This is a genomic window from Arthrobacter globiformis, assembly GCF_030817195.1.
GTDB classification, from domain to species: Bacteria; Actinomycetota; Actinomycetes; order Actinomycetales; family Micrococcaceae; genus Arthrobacter; species Arthrobacter globiformis_D.
Genome location: NZ_JAUSYZ010000001.1, coordinates 2,049,103 through 2,066,315 on the forward strand (window position 1 = coordinate 2,049,103; position 17,213 = coordinate 2,066,315).

Below are 17,213 nucleotides of genomic sequence, written 5' to 3' on the forward strand. Positions count from 1 at the left end.
CCGCGGGTTTTTCTCCTGTGCTTAGTACGGATCTTCTTTTTGGAGGGGGTCCTGGAACGGTGCGGGTGGGGGATGCGCGGTTTAGTGTTTGGCACACTGTTGGGTCCTGAGGCAACAGGGCCGGGGAGGGTGACTTTCCCGGGTTTTGTTTGTTTCTGGTTTCCTGGCTGCACGGATCATGCGCGTTGGCTCCTTTGGGGGTGGTGTGTGGGGTGTGTGGTACGGGGTTGTTGTTTGAGAACTACATAGTGGACGCGAGCATCTTTTATAAGAAGCAATTTCCAAGAATATGAACCTGGATCTGGCTGCGCGTGATGATGGCTTCCCTTGTGGGGGAGTGGTTGTTGGGTGTGGTTGGTTTTCGTGGTTCTCTCGAAAATTACTCCTTGATCTTTTGTGGTCAAGTTTTTAAGAGCACACGGTGGATGCCTTGGCATTAGGAGCCGAAGAAGGACGTAGGAATCTGCGATAAGCCTGGGGGAGTCGATAACCGGACTGTGATCCCAGGGTGTCCGAATGGGGAAACCCCGCCAGACGCGCGAGTGATCTGGTGACCCGCATCTGAACACATAGGGTGCGTGGAGGGAACGCGGGGAAGTGAAACATCTCAGTACCCGCAGGAAGAGAAAACAACAGTGATTCCGTTAGTAGTGGCGAGCGAACGCGGATCAGGCTAAACCGACCCATGTGTGATAGCCGGCGGGCGTTGCATGGGCGGGGTTGTGGGACTTGTTGTCCTGGTTCTGCCGGACCGGGGAGGTGTGAGTGCTGGTATAGGTGAACGGTCTTGAAAGGCCGGCCGTAGAGGGTGTGAGCCCCGTAACCGTAATGCTGTGCACCGCCTTTGATGAGTATCCCAAGTAGCACGGGGCCCGAGAAATCCCGTGTGAATCTGTCAGGACCACCTGATAAGCCTAAATACTCCCTAATGACCGATAGCGGACCAGTACCGTGAGGGAAAGGTGAAAAGTACCCCGGGAGGGGAGTGAAACAGTACCTGAAACCGTGTGCTTACAATCCGTCGGAGCAGCCTTGTAGCTGTGACGGCGTGCCTTTTGAAGAATGAGCCTGCGAGTTAGTGTTACGTCGCGAGGTTAACCCGTGTGGGGAAGCCGTAGCGAAAGCGAGTCTGAACAGGGCGTTGCAGTGGCGTGATCTAGACCCGAAGCGAAGTGATCTACCCATGGCCAGGTTGAAGCGACGGTAAGACGTCGTGGAGGACCGAACCCACTTCAGTTGAAAATGGAGGGGATGAGCTGTGGGTAGGGGTGAAAGGCCAATCAAACTTCGTGATAGCTGGTTCTCCCCGAAATGCATTTAGGTGCAGCGTTGCGTGTTTCTTACCGGAGGTAGAGCTACTGGATGGCTAATGGGCCCTACAAGGTTACTGACGTCAGCCAAACTCCGAATGCCGGTAAGTGAGAGCGCAGCAGTGAGACTGTGGGGGATAAGCTTCATAGTCGAGAGGGAAACAGCCCAGACCACCAACTAAGGCCCCTAAGCGTGTGCTAAGTGGGAAAGGATGTGGAGTTGCGAAGACAACCAGGAGGTTGGCTTAGAAGCAGCCATCCTTAAAAGAGTGCGTAATAGCTCACTGGTCAAGTGATTCCGCGCCGACAATGTAGCGGGGCTCAAGTACACCGCCGAAGTTGTGGCATTCACATATTTTCCAAGCCTTTGTGGTTCAGGAGTGTGGATGGGTAGGGGAGCGTCGTGTGGGCGGTGAAGTCGCGGTGTAAACCAGCGGTGGAGCCTACACGAGTGAGAATGCAGGCATGAGTAGCGAAAGACGGGTGAGAAACCCGTCCGCCGGATGATCAAGGGTTCCAGGGTCAAGCTAATCTGCCCTGGGTAAGTCGGGACCTAAGGCGAGGCCGACAGGCGTAGTCGATGGACAACGGGTTGATATTCCCGTACCGGTGAAAAACCGCCCATGTTGAACAGGGGATACTAACCGCCCGAGACCTGCCCGACACCCCTTGTGGGTGAAGGGTTTTGGTGGAGCGCGGGACCTGATCCTGGGAGGCAAGCGTATTAACAGGTGTGACGCAGGAAGGTAGCCGAGCCGGGCGATGGTTGTCCCGGTCCAAGGATGTAGGGCGAACGGTAGGCAAATCCGCTGTTCATGTGCCTGAGATCTGACGGGACTCCCGTAAAGGGGGGATTCGGTGATCCTATGCTGCCTAGAAAAGCATCGGCGCGAGGTTTTAGCCGCCCGTACCCCAAACCGACACAGGTGATCAGGTAGAGAATACTAAGGCGATCGAGAGAATTATGGTTAAGGAACTCGGCAAAATGCCCCCGTAACTTCGGGAGAAGGGGGGCCCCAACCTTGAACGGTACTAGCGACCGGGAGGGGATCGGGGCCGCAGAGACCAGGGGGAAGCGACTGTTTACTAAAAACACAGGTCCGTGCGAAGTCGCAAGACGATGTATACGGACTGACTCCTGCCCGGTGCTGGAAGGTTAAGAGGACCGGTTAGCCTCACGGCGAAGCTGAGAATTTAAGCCCCAGTAAACGGCGGTGGTAACTATAACCATCCTAAGGTAGCGAAATTCCTTGTCGGGTAAGTTCCGACCTGCACGAATGGAGTAACGACTTCCCCGCTGTCTCAACCATAAACTCGGCGAAATTGCAGTACGAGTAAAGATGCTCGTTACGCGCAGCAGGACGGAAAGACCCCGAGACCTTTACTATAGTTTGGTATTGGTGTTCGGAGTGGCTTGTGTAGGATAGGTGGGAGACGTTGAAGCCCGGACGCCAGTTCGGGTGGAGTCATCGTTGAAATACCACTCTGGTCACTTTGGACATCTAACTTCGGCCCGTAATCCGGGTCAGGGACAGTGCCTGATGGGTAGTTTAACTGGGGCGGTTGCCTCCTAAAAAGTAACGGAGGCGCCCAAAGGTTCCCTCAGCCTGGTTGGCAATCAGGTGTCGAGTGTAAGTGCACAAGGGAGCTTGACTGTGAGAGAGACATCTCGAGCAGGGACGAAAGTCGGGACTAGTGATCCGGCGGTACATTGTGGAATGGCCGTCGCTCAACGGATAAAAGGTACCTCGGGGATAACAGGCTGATCTTGCCCAAGAGTCCATATCGACGGCATGGTTTGGCACCTCGATGTCGGCTCGTCGCATCCTGGGGCTGGAGTAGGTCCCAAGGGTTGGGCTGTTCGCCCATTAAAGCGGTACGCGAGCTGGGTTTAGAACGTCGTGAGACAGTTCGGTCCCTATCCGCTGCGCGCGCAGGAAATTTGAGAAGGGCTGTCCTTAGTACGAGAGGACCGGGACGGACGAACCTCTGGTGTGTCAGTTGTACTGCCAAGTGCACCGCTGATTAGCTACGTTCGGATGGGATAACCGCTGAAAGCATCTAAGCGGGAAGCTCGCTTCGAGATGAGATTTCCATACACCTCCGGGTGTGAGAGGCCCCCAGCCAGACCACTGGGTTGATAGGCCGGATGTGGAAGCGAGGACTAACGACTCGTGAAGCTGACCGGTACTAATAGGCCGATAACTTACACCACACAAGAACAAAGAATGCTTGCGTCCACTATGTGGTTCCCAACCAACAAACCCGTTGGAAGCGAACCGAAATAAATTGAATAACAACACCACTGTTGTTGTAACCACTGTTTTCCCACACACACCCGCGCGGGTGTGTGCCGGGTCAAAGGGTTACGGCGGTCATAGCGTGGGGGAAACGCCCGGTCCCATTCCGAACCCGGAAGCTAAGACCCACAGCGCCGATGGTACTGCACCCGGGAGGGTGTGGGAGAGTAGGTCACCGCCGGACAACCATTAGGTCGAGAGCCCCAACCAGTCACTGGTCGGGGCTCTCCCGCATTTAACCCGGTTTTCACAGCACCGGGAGCCTGGTTTCGACAGGCTCAACCAACGGACCCCTCCCGCAGGCTCCGGCAGCACCCCCGCGGGAGCTGAGGAAGCGTCCGGACCCAGGCGACAAGATGTGAGGAAGCGTCGGGAGTGAGGCGACGGGAGCTGAGGAAGCGTCCGGACCCAGGCGACGGGACGTGAGGAAGCGTCCGGACCCAGGCGACGGGACGTGAGGAAGCGTCCGGATGGAAGTGACATTTCACCGACGCTTCCTCAGGCCCCGACGTGTGTGTCGGGGCCTGAGCCGCTTAAGGGCCTTCTTCCGCTTTTGGGCTGCATTGCCCTTTCACCTGGTTCTTACGCTCGCTGTCGCTGTCCCGCCTACGCTTGATTCGGCCTTGACAGCGGTGACCTGCTTGGCTGGTCCGGGCTTGACCGCCAGCGTCCACGTCCCCGGGGAGTTTGCCTTCACAGTTCCCAAGCGTGCGGCAGCACGCCCTGGCGTCACGTCGTACAGCACGACGGTGGCCGAGGTTGCCGCCGTCGAGCCGGCGTACCTGGAAGTACCGCTGAAGGTCATGTCCTTCTTCAGGCGGTGCCGGGCACTGGTAATGGTCACGACGTCTTTCTGTCCCACAGGCGCGGCAGCCGGGGCTGGCGCCGGTGATGATGCCACCGGTGACGTGGCCGGTTCGGTCGTCACCGGTGTGGCTGCCTCTGCTGGCTGGGTGGTCTGCGGTGCCGGCACTTCGGTCGTCTCTTGTACGGGTGCAGTCTGATTGATTGGGTGCGGCTTTACGGCTTCCACTGGATGATTGGGATCTGGGTCGTTCGTGTCGATGCCGACACTGAACTGGGCCATCATGTCATGGTCCTCGTGGGGCAGGTTGTGGCAGTGGATCATGTACCTGCCGCGGTGGTGTTCGAATTTCATGAGCAGCCGGACGGTCTCGCCCTCGCCCACGTAGACAACGTCCTTGGGCCCACGCTCGTGGGCGAAGGGTGCCTGCCCGTTGCGGCTGAGGACCTGGAAGTCCACGAGATGGATGTGGACCGGATGGAACCATCCTCCTGAGCTGTTTTCTATTTCCCAGATTTCCACGTCATCGAGGTCGGGATCGGCAAGGACCTTTCTGTAGCCACTCTCGACCACCTCGTCCCACGTCATGCCCCCGATAGTCCAGATGTCGTTGTCCCGCTTCACGCGCATGCGCCTGGTCTTCACGGAGTCCGAAGGCTTGAGGCTCATGGTCGTGCTCGGGGCGAGAAGCGTCGGCAGCACCCTGGCACCGGGTCCGGACGTGTCGACAGGCTCGTCCGTCACGTCGAAGGCCATGACTTTGTTGGTGAAGTCGTAGTCCACGTTGTTCTTGTTGGACAGATTGCGCAGTTCGACCCGCTTGCCGACGGGGTACTTCGAGAAGTCGATGAGGATCTCGTAGCGCTCGGCACCGCCGTGCCGCCACGATGTCACCTGCTGGGCGGCCGGCATCAGGCCGCCGTCCGTCGCGACGATGGTCATTGCGTCTCCTGTGCTCAAGGAGAAGCGGTAGGAACGCGCAATGGAGGCATTGAGAATGCGGAAGCGGTAGATCCTTCGCTGGACCTTCATCACCGGCCAAGGCGCTCCGTTCACAAGGATGACGTCGCCCCACAGGCCGGAGTGGGTGTTGTCGTTGTAGCCGAGGGAGCCGTTGGCTGCGAACATGGCATCGGATACCGTGAGCGGCACGTCGAACTTGCCCTGTGGAAGAATGCTGCCCTCCACTTCGTCGTGCAGGTGGTACTGGGCGGCGAGGCCGGAGTAGACGCTCTGGGCCGTATTGTGGACGGCGTGGTCGTGGTACCACAGGGTCCGTGCCGGCTGGAAGTTGGGGTATTCATAATCCTTGCAGTAGCCCAGGCCGGTGAGGTCGTTGGCGTAGCCGTCGAACTGCGGCAGCGACGCCGACCCGTGCAGGTGGGTCGAGGTGTCAAGCCGGTACCCCCACTGCGGGTGGAACAGGGGCAACACGTTGTCCATCTCCAGAGTGATGCGTTCGCCCTGATTCACCTTGATGGTCGGCCCCGGAAATGTCCCGTTGTAGCCGAGGATTGGTGTGCTGAGGCCAGGCACGATGTTGGCCAGGGCGGCTTTCTGTTCGATCTTGTACAGGTGCCGCTTGTGGCCGTCGGGGTCCACGACCGTGCTATTGGGCCTTAGCACCTCCGGAATGGGAAGTGTCCGTTGAAAGGGCTTCGGCATGTTGCGGGACGCCAGCTGGCTTGCTGACTTGGCGTTGACCGAGGTCAAGGGCACAGCCAGTCCAAAGGCGCCGATGATCCCCACTCCACCTATTTGCAATGCCTGACGGCGTGTAACTGACACGACTACCTCCGACGTCGTAAAGAAAGTCCAATTGATTTAGTTGAAGGGTGTAATACCTACCCTGCGGAAACCTTGAGGGAGGCAGGGCTGGCGGTGGCCTTCTTTGGGTGGAAGCCACCCAAGAGACGCCCGCATGGGGGCGAAGCCCATCAGGGCTCAGAGGACATCACAAGATTGTGGTCGCGCTCAGTAGCGGAACGGTGCCGTGCGATCGGGTCGCGGCCTCGGCGTGACGTGGACAGCACAGCCGCCGCCGCGACAAGTAGTGTGCCGCCCGCGATGATCCACATGGCCATGCCCGCCGGCTCGACCACCGCCAGAACCGGTTGGTCCCAGGGCAGGCCCACGGTGATCAGCCATTCCTGCCGCCGCGAATCCGGCAGCTGGTCTGCTTGTTGGGCGAGGGCCCAGCCGTGCGCCGCATAGAGCGCAGCCACGGCACCTATGGTCGCCAGCCTGGAGGGCAGTGACGATCCAGGGCCGGCGCTGGTGGCGCGGGTAAGGGAAGCTGTGAACAGGCAGCCGGAGAGCAACGCCAACAGGGCCATTGCCTGGTACCCGAACTGGGTGCGTGACGAGTACTCCAGTAAAGGCGTGTAGTACAGGGCAGCCAGCACCGCGGCCAAGCCAGCGGCCGCCATATATGGCGCCGACGTAGCACTCATGACAGGACGCAGGATTAACATGAGTGCTTCCGCGCCGCCTATCGTCCCGTCCTGCCTGGGCGAAGCGGCGAGCCTGGCCAATGTCAGCGGCGCACCGGGAACCAGCAGGAGCGGAACGACGGCAATGAGAAGCATCTGCGTCGTGACGTGCGCACTGATCAGGTACTCCTGGTAAACGCGGAGTCCTCCGTTGGTGACCAGGAACAGCAGCGCGACTCCAGCCACCCAGAGACCCGCGCGGTAGGCAGGCCAGTGCCCGCCACCGTTCCTGACGCGCCGCACGCCGGCTGCATACAAGAACAGAGCACCGGCGCAGAGGAAGATCCACAGGGCGTCGGGCTTCCAACTGCCGAGCAAATCCACAAAGCCCGGAAGACGTAGGGACACCGGGGCGGGCGCTGCCTGCGAAACCGTTGGCGGTGGGGTACGCGCCAGTGCGGCCGCCAGCCCAGAGGCGGCTGCCATGACGGCAAGTTCGGCCACCGCCAGAGCCGAGAAGGTGATTCGTGCCCGGCTTGGGACCGACGCCAGCTTTGTGAGGATCCACTTTCGGTGCAGGGCCCCGAACACGCCCAGAACCCCCAGAATTGCGGTCTTGGCCAAGAGGATCAGGCCGTACGGTGTGGCCAGCCCTTCAAGGGTGCCGATGCCTGTCACTCCGGCCGCTACGCCCGAGATTGCCAGGGCAAGGAAGGACAGCAGCGCCAACGTCGAGTAACGCCGGACCGCGGCCAGCAGCTCCGTTCCCAGCGTCCGTCGAAGCAGGATGAGCGCGGCCAGGCCGCCGATCCAGATGGCTGCGGCGGCCATGTGCATCACTACCGAGACCGTACTGTCGGCGTGGCTGGCACCACCCGCGGCATGGGAGTTTAGAGCCAGAGGTATCAGTCCCGTGGCAGCCAGCACTGCCGTGACGGCAACAGCCCGCTGGCTCTGAACTCCGAAGCAGAGGAGCGCCACGGTTGCCGTAATCACGACGGTCAGAGCGTTTCTCCGCCCAGCGTCGACGTCCGTCAGGAAGCTCACGAGAATGGCGCCGGATCCTTCCGAAAACAGCGGCAGGTTGGCCAGCGAGTGGAAGGTGAGGACGCTGATCGCGGCTGCGGTGGCTGTCCAGAGCACAGCGGATATGCCGGCAAGGACGAGTGCCTTCGAGAACGCTTTTCCCTTCGGGGGGAGGGCAAAGAGCGCCAGGACAAGAGGCCCGACAGTCCCGGCAGCCGCGACATTGAAAACAAGTTTGGCAAGAGGAAGCCCCCAGATGACCGCCGCGCCGGTCCGGTCCAGGAACGCCGCTTCCTTGCCGGCCTCGGTCGAGTAGGCAACGAACAGTGCCAGTAGCCCGCAACCCAGGATCATGGCTGCAGCGGCCACCGGCTTCGTCCGTGATTTCTTCATGGTTCCCCCTCGGCGGATGCTGTAGGCCCAGTCTTGCCACGCCTCCTTGGATTTTTCCTGTGGGATGTTGCGCCCCGCCGGACGCCCCGAAGCACGAATAAACGGACCGGCCCCCAACAGATCGAGTGGCCCACGCCCCTGTGAGGATGCACACGCCGGCCCGTGGACGGCCCTCGCCGTTAGTGGCTGGCACCGGCTCTCGCCTAGAATTGCTAGAGATATGCGGACACCGGAAGCTTCACCACGGGTCGCGCAGGACAACCAAACACGGACAAGAGCGGCTGCACATCGCGCCAGTGGTCGGCTCACTACAGGAGGAATCCACCATGGCTGAGCACAAGGGCGGCGGTTACCGCGGCGGAAATGACCGGGGGGACTCGGGAAGCAACCGGGGACGGCAGGGGGGCCCGTTTAGGGGGACCAATAACTCCGGCGGGGATCCGCGGGGCTTCCGCTCCCGGGAGGGCGACGGCGATCGTCGCGGTTTTGGTGGTGGTGAGCGTAAGCCGTTTGGTGACCGTCCGCGCCGTGAGGGCGAGGGTGACCGCCGCAGTTTTGGTGGTGGTGAGCGTAAGCCGTTTGGTGATCGTCCGCGCCGTGAGGGCGAGGGTGACCGCCGCGGTTTTGGTGGTGGTGAGCGTAAGCCGTTTGGTGATCGTGACCGTAAGCCCTTTGGTGACCGTCCGCGCCGTGAGGGCGAGGGTGACCGCCGCGGTTTTGGTGGTGGTGAGCGTAAGCCGTTCTCTGATCGTCCGCGCCGTGAGGGCGAGGGTGACCGCCGCGGTTTTGGTGGTGGTGAGCGTAAGCCGTTTGGTGACCGTCCGCGCCGTGAGGGCGAGGGTGACCGCCGCGGTTTTGGTGGTGGCGAGCGTAAGCCGTTTGGTGATCGTGACCGTAAGCCGTTTGGTGACCGTCCGCGCCGTGAGGGCGAGGGTGACCGCCGCGGTTTTGGTGGTGGTGAGCGTAAGCCGTTTGCTGATCGTCCGCGCCGTGAGGGCGAGGGCGACCGCCGCGGTTTTGGTGGCGGAGACAACCGCAGGCCTTTCGGCGACCGGCAGGACCGGGCACCCCGCGAGGACCGCGCTGGCTGGCAGGACCGGGCACCCCGCAGCTTTGACCGCGGCGACTCCGGCCCCCGCCAGTTCGGCCGCGACAGGGCTGAGGACCGCCCGGCCCGCGTTCCCAACGCCCGGGACCTCCGCAGCGCCAACCGCCCGGACCGTGAGCGTTCGCCCGAAATCGACGAAGATGTCACGGGCAAGGAACTCGACCGCGCCACACAGCACCAGATCAAGACCCTGGAATCCAACAGCGCGGAATGGGTTGCTCGCCACCTCGTCATGGCCGGACGGCTTCTCGACGAGGAGCCTGAACTGGCGTTCCAGCACGCCCTCGCTGCCAGCCGCCGCGGCGGACGCCTTGCCGCTGTCCGCGAGGCAGTGGGCCTGACCGCTTATGCCGCCGGACACTACGGCGAGGCCCTGCGCGAGTTCCGCACGTACCGCCGGATCAGCGGTTCCAACGTCCACCTGCCCGTGATGGCCGACTGTGAACGTGGCCTGGGCCGGCCCGACCGCGCCCTGGACGTCGTTCGTTCCGAGGAAGCCCAGGACCTCGATGCGCCCGGCAAGGTGGAGTTGGCGATTGTCGCCTCCGGTGCCCGCGCCGACCTTGGCCAGCTGGACGCCGCCGTGGCGGAGCTGGAGATCCCGCAGCTGGACATCAACCGGGCCTTTTCCTACAGCCCGCGCCTGTTCCGCGCCTATGCCGACGCCCTGACCGCCGTTGGCCGCGAAACCGAGGCCGGAAAATGGCAGCGGCAGGCCGTCGTAGCGGAAGAAGCCCTGGGTCTGGGCATGGCCGAGGAACCCGACATCATCGACCTTGGCTGGGACGAGGAAGAGGAAGCCCGCGAAGAAGCCGAACGCCGGAAGCGGATAGCGCAGGCTGCCGGCACGCCGGCGCCGGCCGGAACCGAGTCTTCCGACAGCCAGGCGGACCCCGGCATCAGCGCCGGGGAGGAAGCTGCTGCACAGCAGTCCTCAGCGGATGCGGCGGTAGAAAACCTGGACGACGCCGAGGCGGATTACTTCGAATCCGACGACGCCGAGTCCGACGAGGATTCCGCCGAGCCGGATGAGGGCGCCGAGGCCGAAGCCGAGCACACCGAGCAGCAGGATGCCGACCGCCGCCAGAACGGCTCGGAGGAGTAGTCGCACATGACTGATGCACAACTGATTTCGCGGTTCGACGCCCTGCTGGCTGACCTGGACGGAGTGGTCTACAGAGGCCCCCACGCGATCCCCGGCGCTGTGGAATCCCTGCAGCGGCTGGACGGGATCGGTGTCGGCCTTGGTTACGTCACCAACAACGCCTCCCGCAGCCCGGCTCAGGTCGCGGCCCACCTGCGTGAGCTCGGCGCCCCCGCAGAGGACCACCAGGTGGTGAGCTCCTCCCAAGCCGGGGCTGACCTGTTGGCGTCTCTGCTGTCCCCGGGCGCCGCCGTCCTGATCACCGGAAGCCCGGCGCTGGCCCACGAGGTTGAGCTTGTTGGCCTGAAGCCGGTGCACAGCGCCGAGGAGAATCCGGTGGCAGTCGTGCAGGGCTTCAACCCTGCAATCGGCTGGAAGGATCTCGCCGAAGCGTCCTTCGTCCTGGCGGACGGCGACGTGCTGTGGGTTGCGACGAACACTGACATGACTCTCCCGCAGACCCGGGGCACCGCGCCGGGCAACGGGTCTCTCGTGGCGGCGGTGGCCGCTGCAACCGGCCGGCAGCCCCTCGTCGCCGGCAAACCGGAGGCCCCGCTGTTCCATGCAGCGGCCAAGCGCCTGTCGTCAGACCGGCCGCTGGTGGTCGGCGACCGGCTGGACACCGACATCCTCGGCGGCAACCGGGCCGGCTTCGCCACGGTGGCCGTGCTGACCGGCATTGACACCCTGGAAAGCATGCTGGCGGCCCGGACCGAGGAGCGGCCACGCTACATCATCCGGGACCTGGCCGGCCTCTACGAGGCATATCCGGAAATTGATAACGACGGCGGGACGTTTCGTTGCGGGAACGCCACCGCAACCGTTGCCGGAGACGCCATCCGCATCGCCGGGCTCAAGGACGACCTCGATTCCTGGCGCGCGGCGTGTGCCGCGTGGTGGGTGGCCCGGCCCGACGCCGACGTCCCCACGGCTCCCGAACTCGAGTGGCTGGATCAATAGACTGGTGCCATGCCCGAGTTGAACAACGACGCGTCGGACGGTGCGGCTCCGGACGTTACCTGGCCGCAGCTAGCGGTGCCTGGCAGTACTTCTGAAGCCGGCGTCGCTGACCCGGCGGTGCTTGCCATCCTGGACCGGGTCCGTAGCGTTCCCGGGCTCCCGGTGTCGGAGCACCCCGCCGCCTATGCAGCCATGCACGACGCCCTGCTGGAAGCCCTGAACGAGGAGCCGCAGAACGAGGAGCCTCAGCTGGGTCCGGGTGCCGCCTGACCATGCCCAGACTCGACCAACTGCTCGTCAGCAGGGGCCTGGCGAGGTCTCGCACGCACGCCGCCCGACTTATCGCCGAAGGCAAGGTGTCCTCGGAGGGCGACGTCCTCGCCAAAGCGTCACTGCAGGTGGGCGACGACCGTGAACTGAGCGTCGCCGAAGACGCGACGGACGCATACGCCAGCAGGGCCGGCCACAAACTGGCCGGCGCGCTGGACGCCTTCCCCGAGGTCGCCGTCGGCGGCAAACGATGCCTTGACGCCGGAGCCTCCACGGGCGGCTTTACCGACGTCCTGCTGCGGCGGGGAGCCGCGCACGTGGTGGCGGTCGACGTCGGGCACGGCCAGCTGGTGCCCCAGCTCCGCAGCGATTCGCGCGTGAGCGTGCATGAAGGGCTGAACGTCCGCTACATGGATCCCGGCCAGATCGGCGGCCCGGCGGAGCTCACGGTTGCCGACCTGTCCTTCATCTCGCTGACGCTGGTGCTGGTCCCGCTGGCGGCCTGCACCGCTCCGGGCGGAGACTTGGTCCTCATGGTCAAGCCGCAGTTCGAGATCGGCAAGGAGCGGCTCGCCCGCACGGGAGTGGTCACCTCGGAGCGCGAACGGCGCCTGGCTGTCGGTAAAGTGGCGGGGGCGGCGCTCGATGCCGGCCTGGAACTGCGGGGGCTGGCTACCAGCCCGTTGCCTGGCCAGGACGGAAATGTCGAATACTTCCTGTGGATAACGCAAAGAATGTCCGAAGACTTGCCTAAGATCGAAGAGCGGGACGCAGCCGTGGCTGCGTTGTTGGGAAAGATCTGGCCGAACCACTAGAGAGCGGAACCCGATGAGCAGGCGTGTACTGGTACTTGCCCATACCGGCCGCGAGGAATCCCTAAAGGCGGCCTGGGAGGCATGCGCCCAGCTCCACGCCTCCGGCATCATCCCCGTCATGCAGAAGTCCGAACTGGGCGACATGGAGGGCTTCTTCGGCGCCATGGACCAGCCGGTCGAAATCCTCCACGACCATATCCAGCTTCCGGACGTCGAACTGGTCATGGTGCTGGGCGGGGACGGGACCATCCTGCGGGCAGCCGAACTGGTCCGCGAAGTGGACGTGCCGCTGCTGGGCGTGAACCTCGGCCATGTCGGCTTCCTCGCCGAGAGCGAGCGTGCGGACCTCGCCCAGACCGTCGAATGGATCGCCAGCCGTGAATACACGGTGGAGGAGCGCATGACCATCGATGTCCAGGTCTGGGTCCGCGGCCAAAAGATCTGGCACACCTGGGCCCTGAACGAGGCCGCCATCGAGAAAGGTGACCGGGAGCGCATGCTCGAACTGGTCACAGAGGTGGACGAGCGCCCGCTGACCTCCTTCGGCTGCGACGGCGTGGTGCTGGCCACGCCCACCGGATCCACCGCCTACGCGTTCTCGGCCGGCGGCCCCGTCGTATGGCCCGAGGTGGAGGCACTTCTCATTGTTCCCATCAGCGCGCATGCCCTTTTCGCCAAGCCGCTGGTGGTTTCGCCCCGGTCCCGGCTGGCCGTCGAAGTGCTCAACCGCACGGACGCACTGGGCGTGCTGTGGTGTGATGGCAGGCGCTCCGTGGACCTGCCTCCCGGCGCCCGCGTGGAGGTCACCAGGTCCACCACCCCCGTCCGCCTGGCCCGCACGCACCAGACGCCGTTTTCGGCGCGGCTGGTCCGCAAGTTCGAACTTCCCATCCATGGCTGGCGCGGCCCCGTGCCCCAGTCCGAGCAGGTCCATACCGGTCCCGTGCCGATCGTGCGCACGCCCCGGACCATGGCGCCTCCCTCGGGCCTCCGGCCGTACGAACCCGGTTCAGAATCCGATCCTCCGACTGAAAAGTGAACCATGCTTGAAGAACTGAGAATCCGCGATCTCGGCGTCATCTCCGACGCCACGCTGCCGCTGGGCCCTGGGCTCAGCGTGGTGACGGGCGAGACCGGTGCCGGCAAGACCATGGTGGTCACCGCCGTCGGGCTGCTGCTGGGAGCCCGGTCGGACGCCGGCGCCGTGCGCAGTGGCGCGAAGAGCGCCTCTGCGGAAGCTGTGGTGCAGTTGCAATCCGGCCACTTCGCCCTGGAACGCGCCAGGGATGCCGGTGCTGAGATCGAGGAGTTCGACGGCGGCGCGGAACTGCTGCTGTCGCGGCGCCTGGGTGCCGACGGACGCAGCCGGGCCTTCCTCGGCGGCCGGGCCGCCCCGGTGGGGGTGCTGGCCGAAATCGGCGAGTCGCTGGTGGTGGTGCACGGGCAGACGGACCAGATCCGGCTCAAGGGCGCCGCCGCACAGCGCGAAGCCCTCGACAAGTTCGCGGGGGACGGGCTGGCCTCGGCGCTCGGCGGATTCCAGGACCTCTACAGCTCCTGGAAGTCCAGCCAAGCCGAGCTGGACTCGCTCCGAAGCGCAGAGCGCGAGCGGCTCCGCGAGGCCGAGTCCCTGGAAGCCGCGCTGGCCGAGATCGACGCCGTGGACCCGCAGCCGGGGGAGGACGAGGCCCTGAAGGCCGAGGCCGTGAAGCTGGCCAACGTCGAGGAACTCCGGATCGCAGCCACCACCGCGCACCAGGCCCTCATCGCCGAGGACTTCGGCGAGGCCGGCGACGCCACGTCGCTCGTGGATGCGGCTAAGCGGACCTTGGAACACGTGGCCGAGCATGACGAGGAACTCGGATCAGCAGCCGCCCGTCTGGCCGAAGTCGGGTTCCTGCTCAACGACATTGCCACCGAGCTGGCCAGTTACCAGGCCGGGCTGGACTCGGAGGGGCCGGAGCGCCTGGCCGAGATCGAAGAACGCCGGGCCTCTCTGGCCAAGCTGGTCCGGAAGTACGCGCCGAGCATCGACGAGGTCCTCGAATGGGCGGAAAACGCCCGCGCGCGCTTTGACGAACTGCAGGGCGACTCCACCCGGATCGAGAACCTGGAAGCCGAGGTGGCCAGGGCCGGTGCGGAGCTGAAAAAGCAGGCTGCGGCCATCAGCAAGGTCCGCGCCAAGGCCGCCAAGGACCTCTCCGCCCGGGTCAGCGCGGAGCTGAAGGCCCTCGCCATGGCCGACGCCACGCTGGTGATCACCATCGAAGCCGCAGCCCAGCTGGGGCCCCACGGCGCGGACGAGATCTCCTTCCTGCTCCGGCCGCATTCCGGCGCCCCCGCCCGGCCGCTGGGCAAGGGCGCGTCCGGCGGTGAGCTCTCCAGGGTCATGCTGGCCATCGAGGTGGTGCTGGCAGCCGTGGACCCCGTGCCCACGTTCGTCTTCGACGAGGTGGACGCCGGCGTGGGCGGCCGCGCCGCAGTGGAGATCGGCCGGCGGCTGGCCATGCTGGCCCGCCATGTCCAGGTCCTGGTGGTCACGCACCTGCCGCAGGTGGCAGCGTTTGCCGACCAGCACATCCGTGTGACCAAAACCTCGGTGCGCGGCGCCGATGGCTCCACCGCCAAGGGCTTCACTTCCAGCGACGTCCAGCTCCTGGACGAGGCCGAACGCGTCAGGGAACTCGCCCGGATGCTGGCAGGGCAGGAGGACTCCGAAACCGCCCAGGCGCACGCCCAGGAGCTTCTGGACGACGCCAAGCTCCTGCCACAGCAAGCCTGATCCGGTGATGGCCCTGGCAGCCCTTGCCGGGAGCGCACGGACAGGGAAAACTGAAGCCTTTGGGGACGCATACCCGATCCGTGGAAGGCTCAATTGATGATAGGCTCGAATTCCGTGGTGCAGCGATCAAATTCCCGTGTAAATTCCCGGTTCCCGGGCTCGTCCAAGACGACCAAACACATCTTCGTCACCGGCGGTGTGGCGTCCTCGCTAGGCAAGGGACTGACGGCCTCCAGCCTCGGCCACCTGCTGCGGGCACGCGGCTTGTCAGTAACTATGCAGAAGCTCGATCCCTATCTGAACGTGGATCCGGGCACGATGAACCCCTTCCAGCACGGCGAGGTATTCGTCACAGACGACGGTGCTGAAACCGACCTCGACATCGGACACTACGAGCGCTTCCTCGACGAAAACCTCGAGGGCTCGGCCAACGTGACCACCGGCCAGGTTTACTCCACCGTCATCGCCAAGGAACGCCGCGGCGAGTATCTCGGTGACACCGTCCAGGTCATCCCGCACATCACCGATGAGATCAAGCGCCGGATGCGGCTTCCCTCCGAGGGCAAGAACGCGCCGGACGTCATCATCACGGAGATCGGCGGCACCGTCGGCGACATCGAGTCGCAGCCCTTCCTCGAATCCGCCCGCCAGGTCCGCCAGGACATCGGCCGGACCAACGTCTTCTTCCTCCACGTTTCGCTGGTCCCGTACATTGGTCCTTCGCAGGAACTGAAGACCAAGCCCACGCAGCACTCCGTGGCTGCCCTCCGCTCCATCGGCATCCAGCCGGAGGCCATCGTGATCCGTTCAGACCGCGAAGTCCCCGACGCCATGCGTGAGAAGATCGGCCGCATGTGCGACGTCGACATCGACGCCGTGGTCAACGCCGCCGACGCTCCGAGCATCTACGACATCCCCAAGACCCTGCACACCCAGGGCCTGGATTCGTACATCGTCCGGGCGCTGGACCTGCCGTTCAAGGACGTGGACTGGACCAGCTGGGACAAGCTCCTCGAAGCTGTGCACAACCCCAAGCATGAGGTCGAGATTGCCCTGGTGGGCAAGTACATCGACCTCCCGGACGCCTACCTCTCCGTCACCGAGGCCCTGCGCGCCGGCGGATTCGCCAACGACGCCAAGGTCAAGATCCGCTGGGTGCCGTCCGACGAATGCGAAAGCCACGAGGGCGCAGTGCGGTCCCTGGAGGGCGTGGACGCCATCTGCGTCCCGGGTGGCTTCGGCATCCGCGGCCTGGAAGGCAAGCTGGGCGCCCTGAAGTTTGCGCGCGAATCGCGGCTGCCCGTGCTGGGCCTGTGCCTGGGCCTGCAGTGCATGGTCATCGAGTATGCCCGCAACGTCGTCGGCCTGGAGGGTGCCTCCTCCAGCGAGTTCGAGCCGGACTCCAAGTACCCGGTCATCGCCACGATGGAGGAGCAGCTGGAATTCGTCGAGGGCCGCGGCGACCTCGGCGGCACCATGCGCCTTGGCCTGTACGAGGCCAAGCTGGACGAGGGCTCGGTTATCGCCGAGACCTACGGCAAGACCACTGTCAGCGAACGCCACCGCCACCGGTACGAGGTGAACAACAAGTACCGCGAGCAGATCGCTGCCGAGGGCCTGGTGTTCTCCGGTACGTCGCCGGACGGCAAGCTGGTGGAATACGTGGAGCTGCCCCGCGAAGTCCACCCCTACTACGTGGCCACCCAGGCGCACCCGGAACTGAGCTCACGGCCCACCCGGCCGCACCCGCTCTTTGCCGGTCTGGTGAAGGCCGCCCTGGACCACCAGAGGGGCAGCGACGGATCCGGTTTCGAGCCCGCCGCGGCCGGCTCCGGCGAAGCCACCGCCGAGTAATTTCACAGCACCCA

10 protein-coding genes and 2 rRNA genes are annotated in these 17,213 nt (G+C 64.2%); 9 read left to right on the plus strand and 3 right to left on the minus strand.

Translation table 11 applies throughout. The features are described 5' to 3' along the window. The first annotated feature begins 398 nt into the window (after window positions 1–398). Window positions 399–3,525: ribosomal RNA gene (locus QF036_RS09275) — 23S ribosomal RNA — on the plus strand. 152 nt (window positions 3,526–3,677) lie between these two features. Continuing rightward, window positions 3,678–3,794: ribosomal RNA gene (rrf, locus tag QF036_RS09280) — 5S ribosomal RNA — on the plus strand. A 387-nt stretch (window positions 3,795–4,181) separates the two neighbouring features. On the opposite strand, the gene QF036_RS09285 is transcribed toward rrf, so the two are convergent. The 3 genes from QF036_RS09285 to QF036_RS09295 all read right to left on the minus strand — a co-directional run bounded on the left by QF036_RS09285 (window position 4,182) and on the right by QF036_RS09295 (window position 9,654). Next, window positions 4,182–6,203: a multicopper oxidase family protein gene (locus tag QF036_RS09285; RefSeq protein WP_307101181.1), complete on the minus strand. Its 2,022-nt coding sequence runs from the start codon at window positions 6,201–6,203 to the stop codon at window positions 4,182–4,184. 149 nt (window positions 6,204–6,352) lie between these two features. Further along, window positions 6,353–8,266 (minus strand): cytochrome c oxidase assembly protein, encoded by a 1,914-nt coding sequence (locus tag QF036_RS09290; protein ID WP_307101182.1) that lies wholly within the window; start codon window positions 8,264–8,266, stop codon window positions 6,353–6,355. A 308-nt stretch (window positions 8,267–8,574) separates the two neighbouring features. Further along, the gene (locus QF036_RS09295) at window positions 8,575–9,654 is read right to left on the minus strand and encodes a hypothetical protein (protein ID WP_307101184.1); all 1,080 of its coding nucleotides are present in this window, start codon (window positions 9,652–9,654) and stop codon (window positions 8,575–8,577) included. On the opposite strand from QF036_RS09295, the gene QF036_RS09300 reads away from it, so the two are divergent. The 7 genes from QF036_RS09300 (at window position 9,607) to QF036_RS09330 (ending at window position 17,199) form a co-directional block, all read left to right on the plus strand. Further along, the gene (locus QF036_RS09300; RefSeq protein ID WP_307101186.1) at window positions 9,607–10,479 is read left to right on the plus strand and encodes a hypothetical protein; all 873 of its coding nucleotides are present in this window, start codon (window positions 9,607–9,609) and stop codon (window positions 10,477–10,479) included. The two genes, QF036_RS09295 and QF036_RS09300, sit on opposite strands and share 48 nt — an antisense overlap. Before the next feature lie 6 nt (window positions 10,480–10,485). Further along, on the plus strand, window positions 10,486–11,478 hold the full coding sequence (locus QF036_RS09305; RefSeq protein WP_307101188.1) for an HAD-IIA family hydrolase: 993 nt from the start codon (window positions 10,486–10,488) through the stop codon (window positions 11,476–11,478). Between the two features lie 9 nt (window positions 11,479–11,487). After that, complete coding sequence (locus QF036_RS09310; protein ID WP_307101190.1) at window positions 11,488–11,748, plus strand: hypothetical protein; 261 nt, start codon at window positions 11,488–11,490, stop codon at window positions 11,746–11,748. 2 nt (window positions 11,749–11,750) lie between these two features. Then, window positions 11,751–12,563 carry a TlyA family RNA methyltransferase gene (locus tag QF036_RS09315; RefSeq protein ID WP_307101192.1) on the plus strand — a complete coding sequence of 271 codons (813 nt, stop codon included), beginning with the start codon at window positions 11,751–11,753 and terminating at the stop codon, window positions 12,561–12,563. Between the two features lie 13 nt (window positions 12,564–12,576). Continuing rightward, window positions 12,577–13,602: an NAD kinase gene (locus QF036_RS09320; RefSeq protein WP_003801861.1), complete on the plus strand. Its 1,026-nt coding sequence runs from the start codon at window positions 12,577–12,579 to the stop codon at window positions 13,600–13,602. A gap of 3 nt (window positions 13,603–13,605) precedes the next feature. Beyond that, the gene (gene recN, locus QF036_RS09325; protein ID WP_307101195.1) at window positions 13,606–15,345 is read left to right on the plus strand and encodes a DNA repair protein RecN; all 1,740 of its coding nucleotides are present in this window, start codon (window positions 13,606–13,608) and stop codon (window positions 15,343–15,345) included. Window positions 15,346–15,441: 96 nt separating this feature from the next. Then, window positions 15,442–17,199 (plus strand): CTP synthase, encoded by a 1,758-nt coding sequence (locus QF036_RS09330; RefSeq protein ID WP_307101197.1) that lies wholly within the window; start codon window positions 15,442–15,444, stop codon window positions 17,197–17,199. Window positions 17,200–17,213: the final 14 nt, after the last annotated feature.

Bases quoted from the DNA above. Each gene is read 5' to 3' on its own strand.
- QF036_RS09290 (WP_307101182.1), bottom strand. From the start codon at position 8,266: ATGAAGAAATCACGGACGAAGCCGGTGGCCGCTGCAGCCATGATCCTG.
- QF036_RS09300 (WP_307101186.1), top strand. From the start codon at position 9,607: ATGGCCGGACGGCTTCTCGACGAGGAGCCTGAACTGGCGTTCCAGCAC.
- QF036_RS09305 (WP_307101188.1), top strand. From the start codon at position 10,486: ATGACTGATGCACAACTGATTTCGCGGTTCGACGCCCTGCTGGCTGAC.
- QF036_RS09310 (WP_307101190.1), top strand. From the start codon at position 11,488: ATGCCCGAGTTGAACAACGACGCGTCGGACGGTGCGGCTCCGGACGTT.
- QF036_RS09315 (WP_307101192.1), top strand. From the start codon at position 11,751: ATGCCCAGACTCGACCAACTGCTCGTCAGCAGGGGCCTGGCGAGGTCT.
- QF036_RS09320 (WP_003801861.1), top strand. From the start codon at position 12,577: ATGAGCAGGCGTGTACTGGTACTTGCCCATACCGGCCGCGAGGAATCC.
- recN (WP_307101195.1), top strand. From the start codon at position 13,606: ATGCTTGAAGAACTGAGAATCCGCGATCTCGGCGTCATCTCCGACGCC.
- QF036_RS09330 (WP_307101197.1), top strand. From the start codon at position 15,442: ATGATAGGCTCGAATTCCGTGGTGCAGCGATCAAATTCCCGTGTAAAT.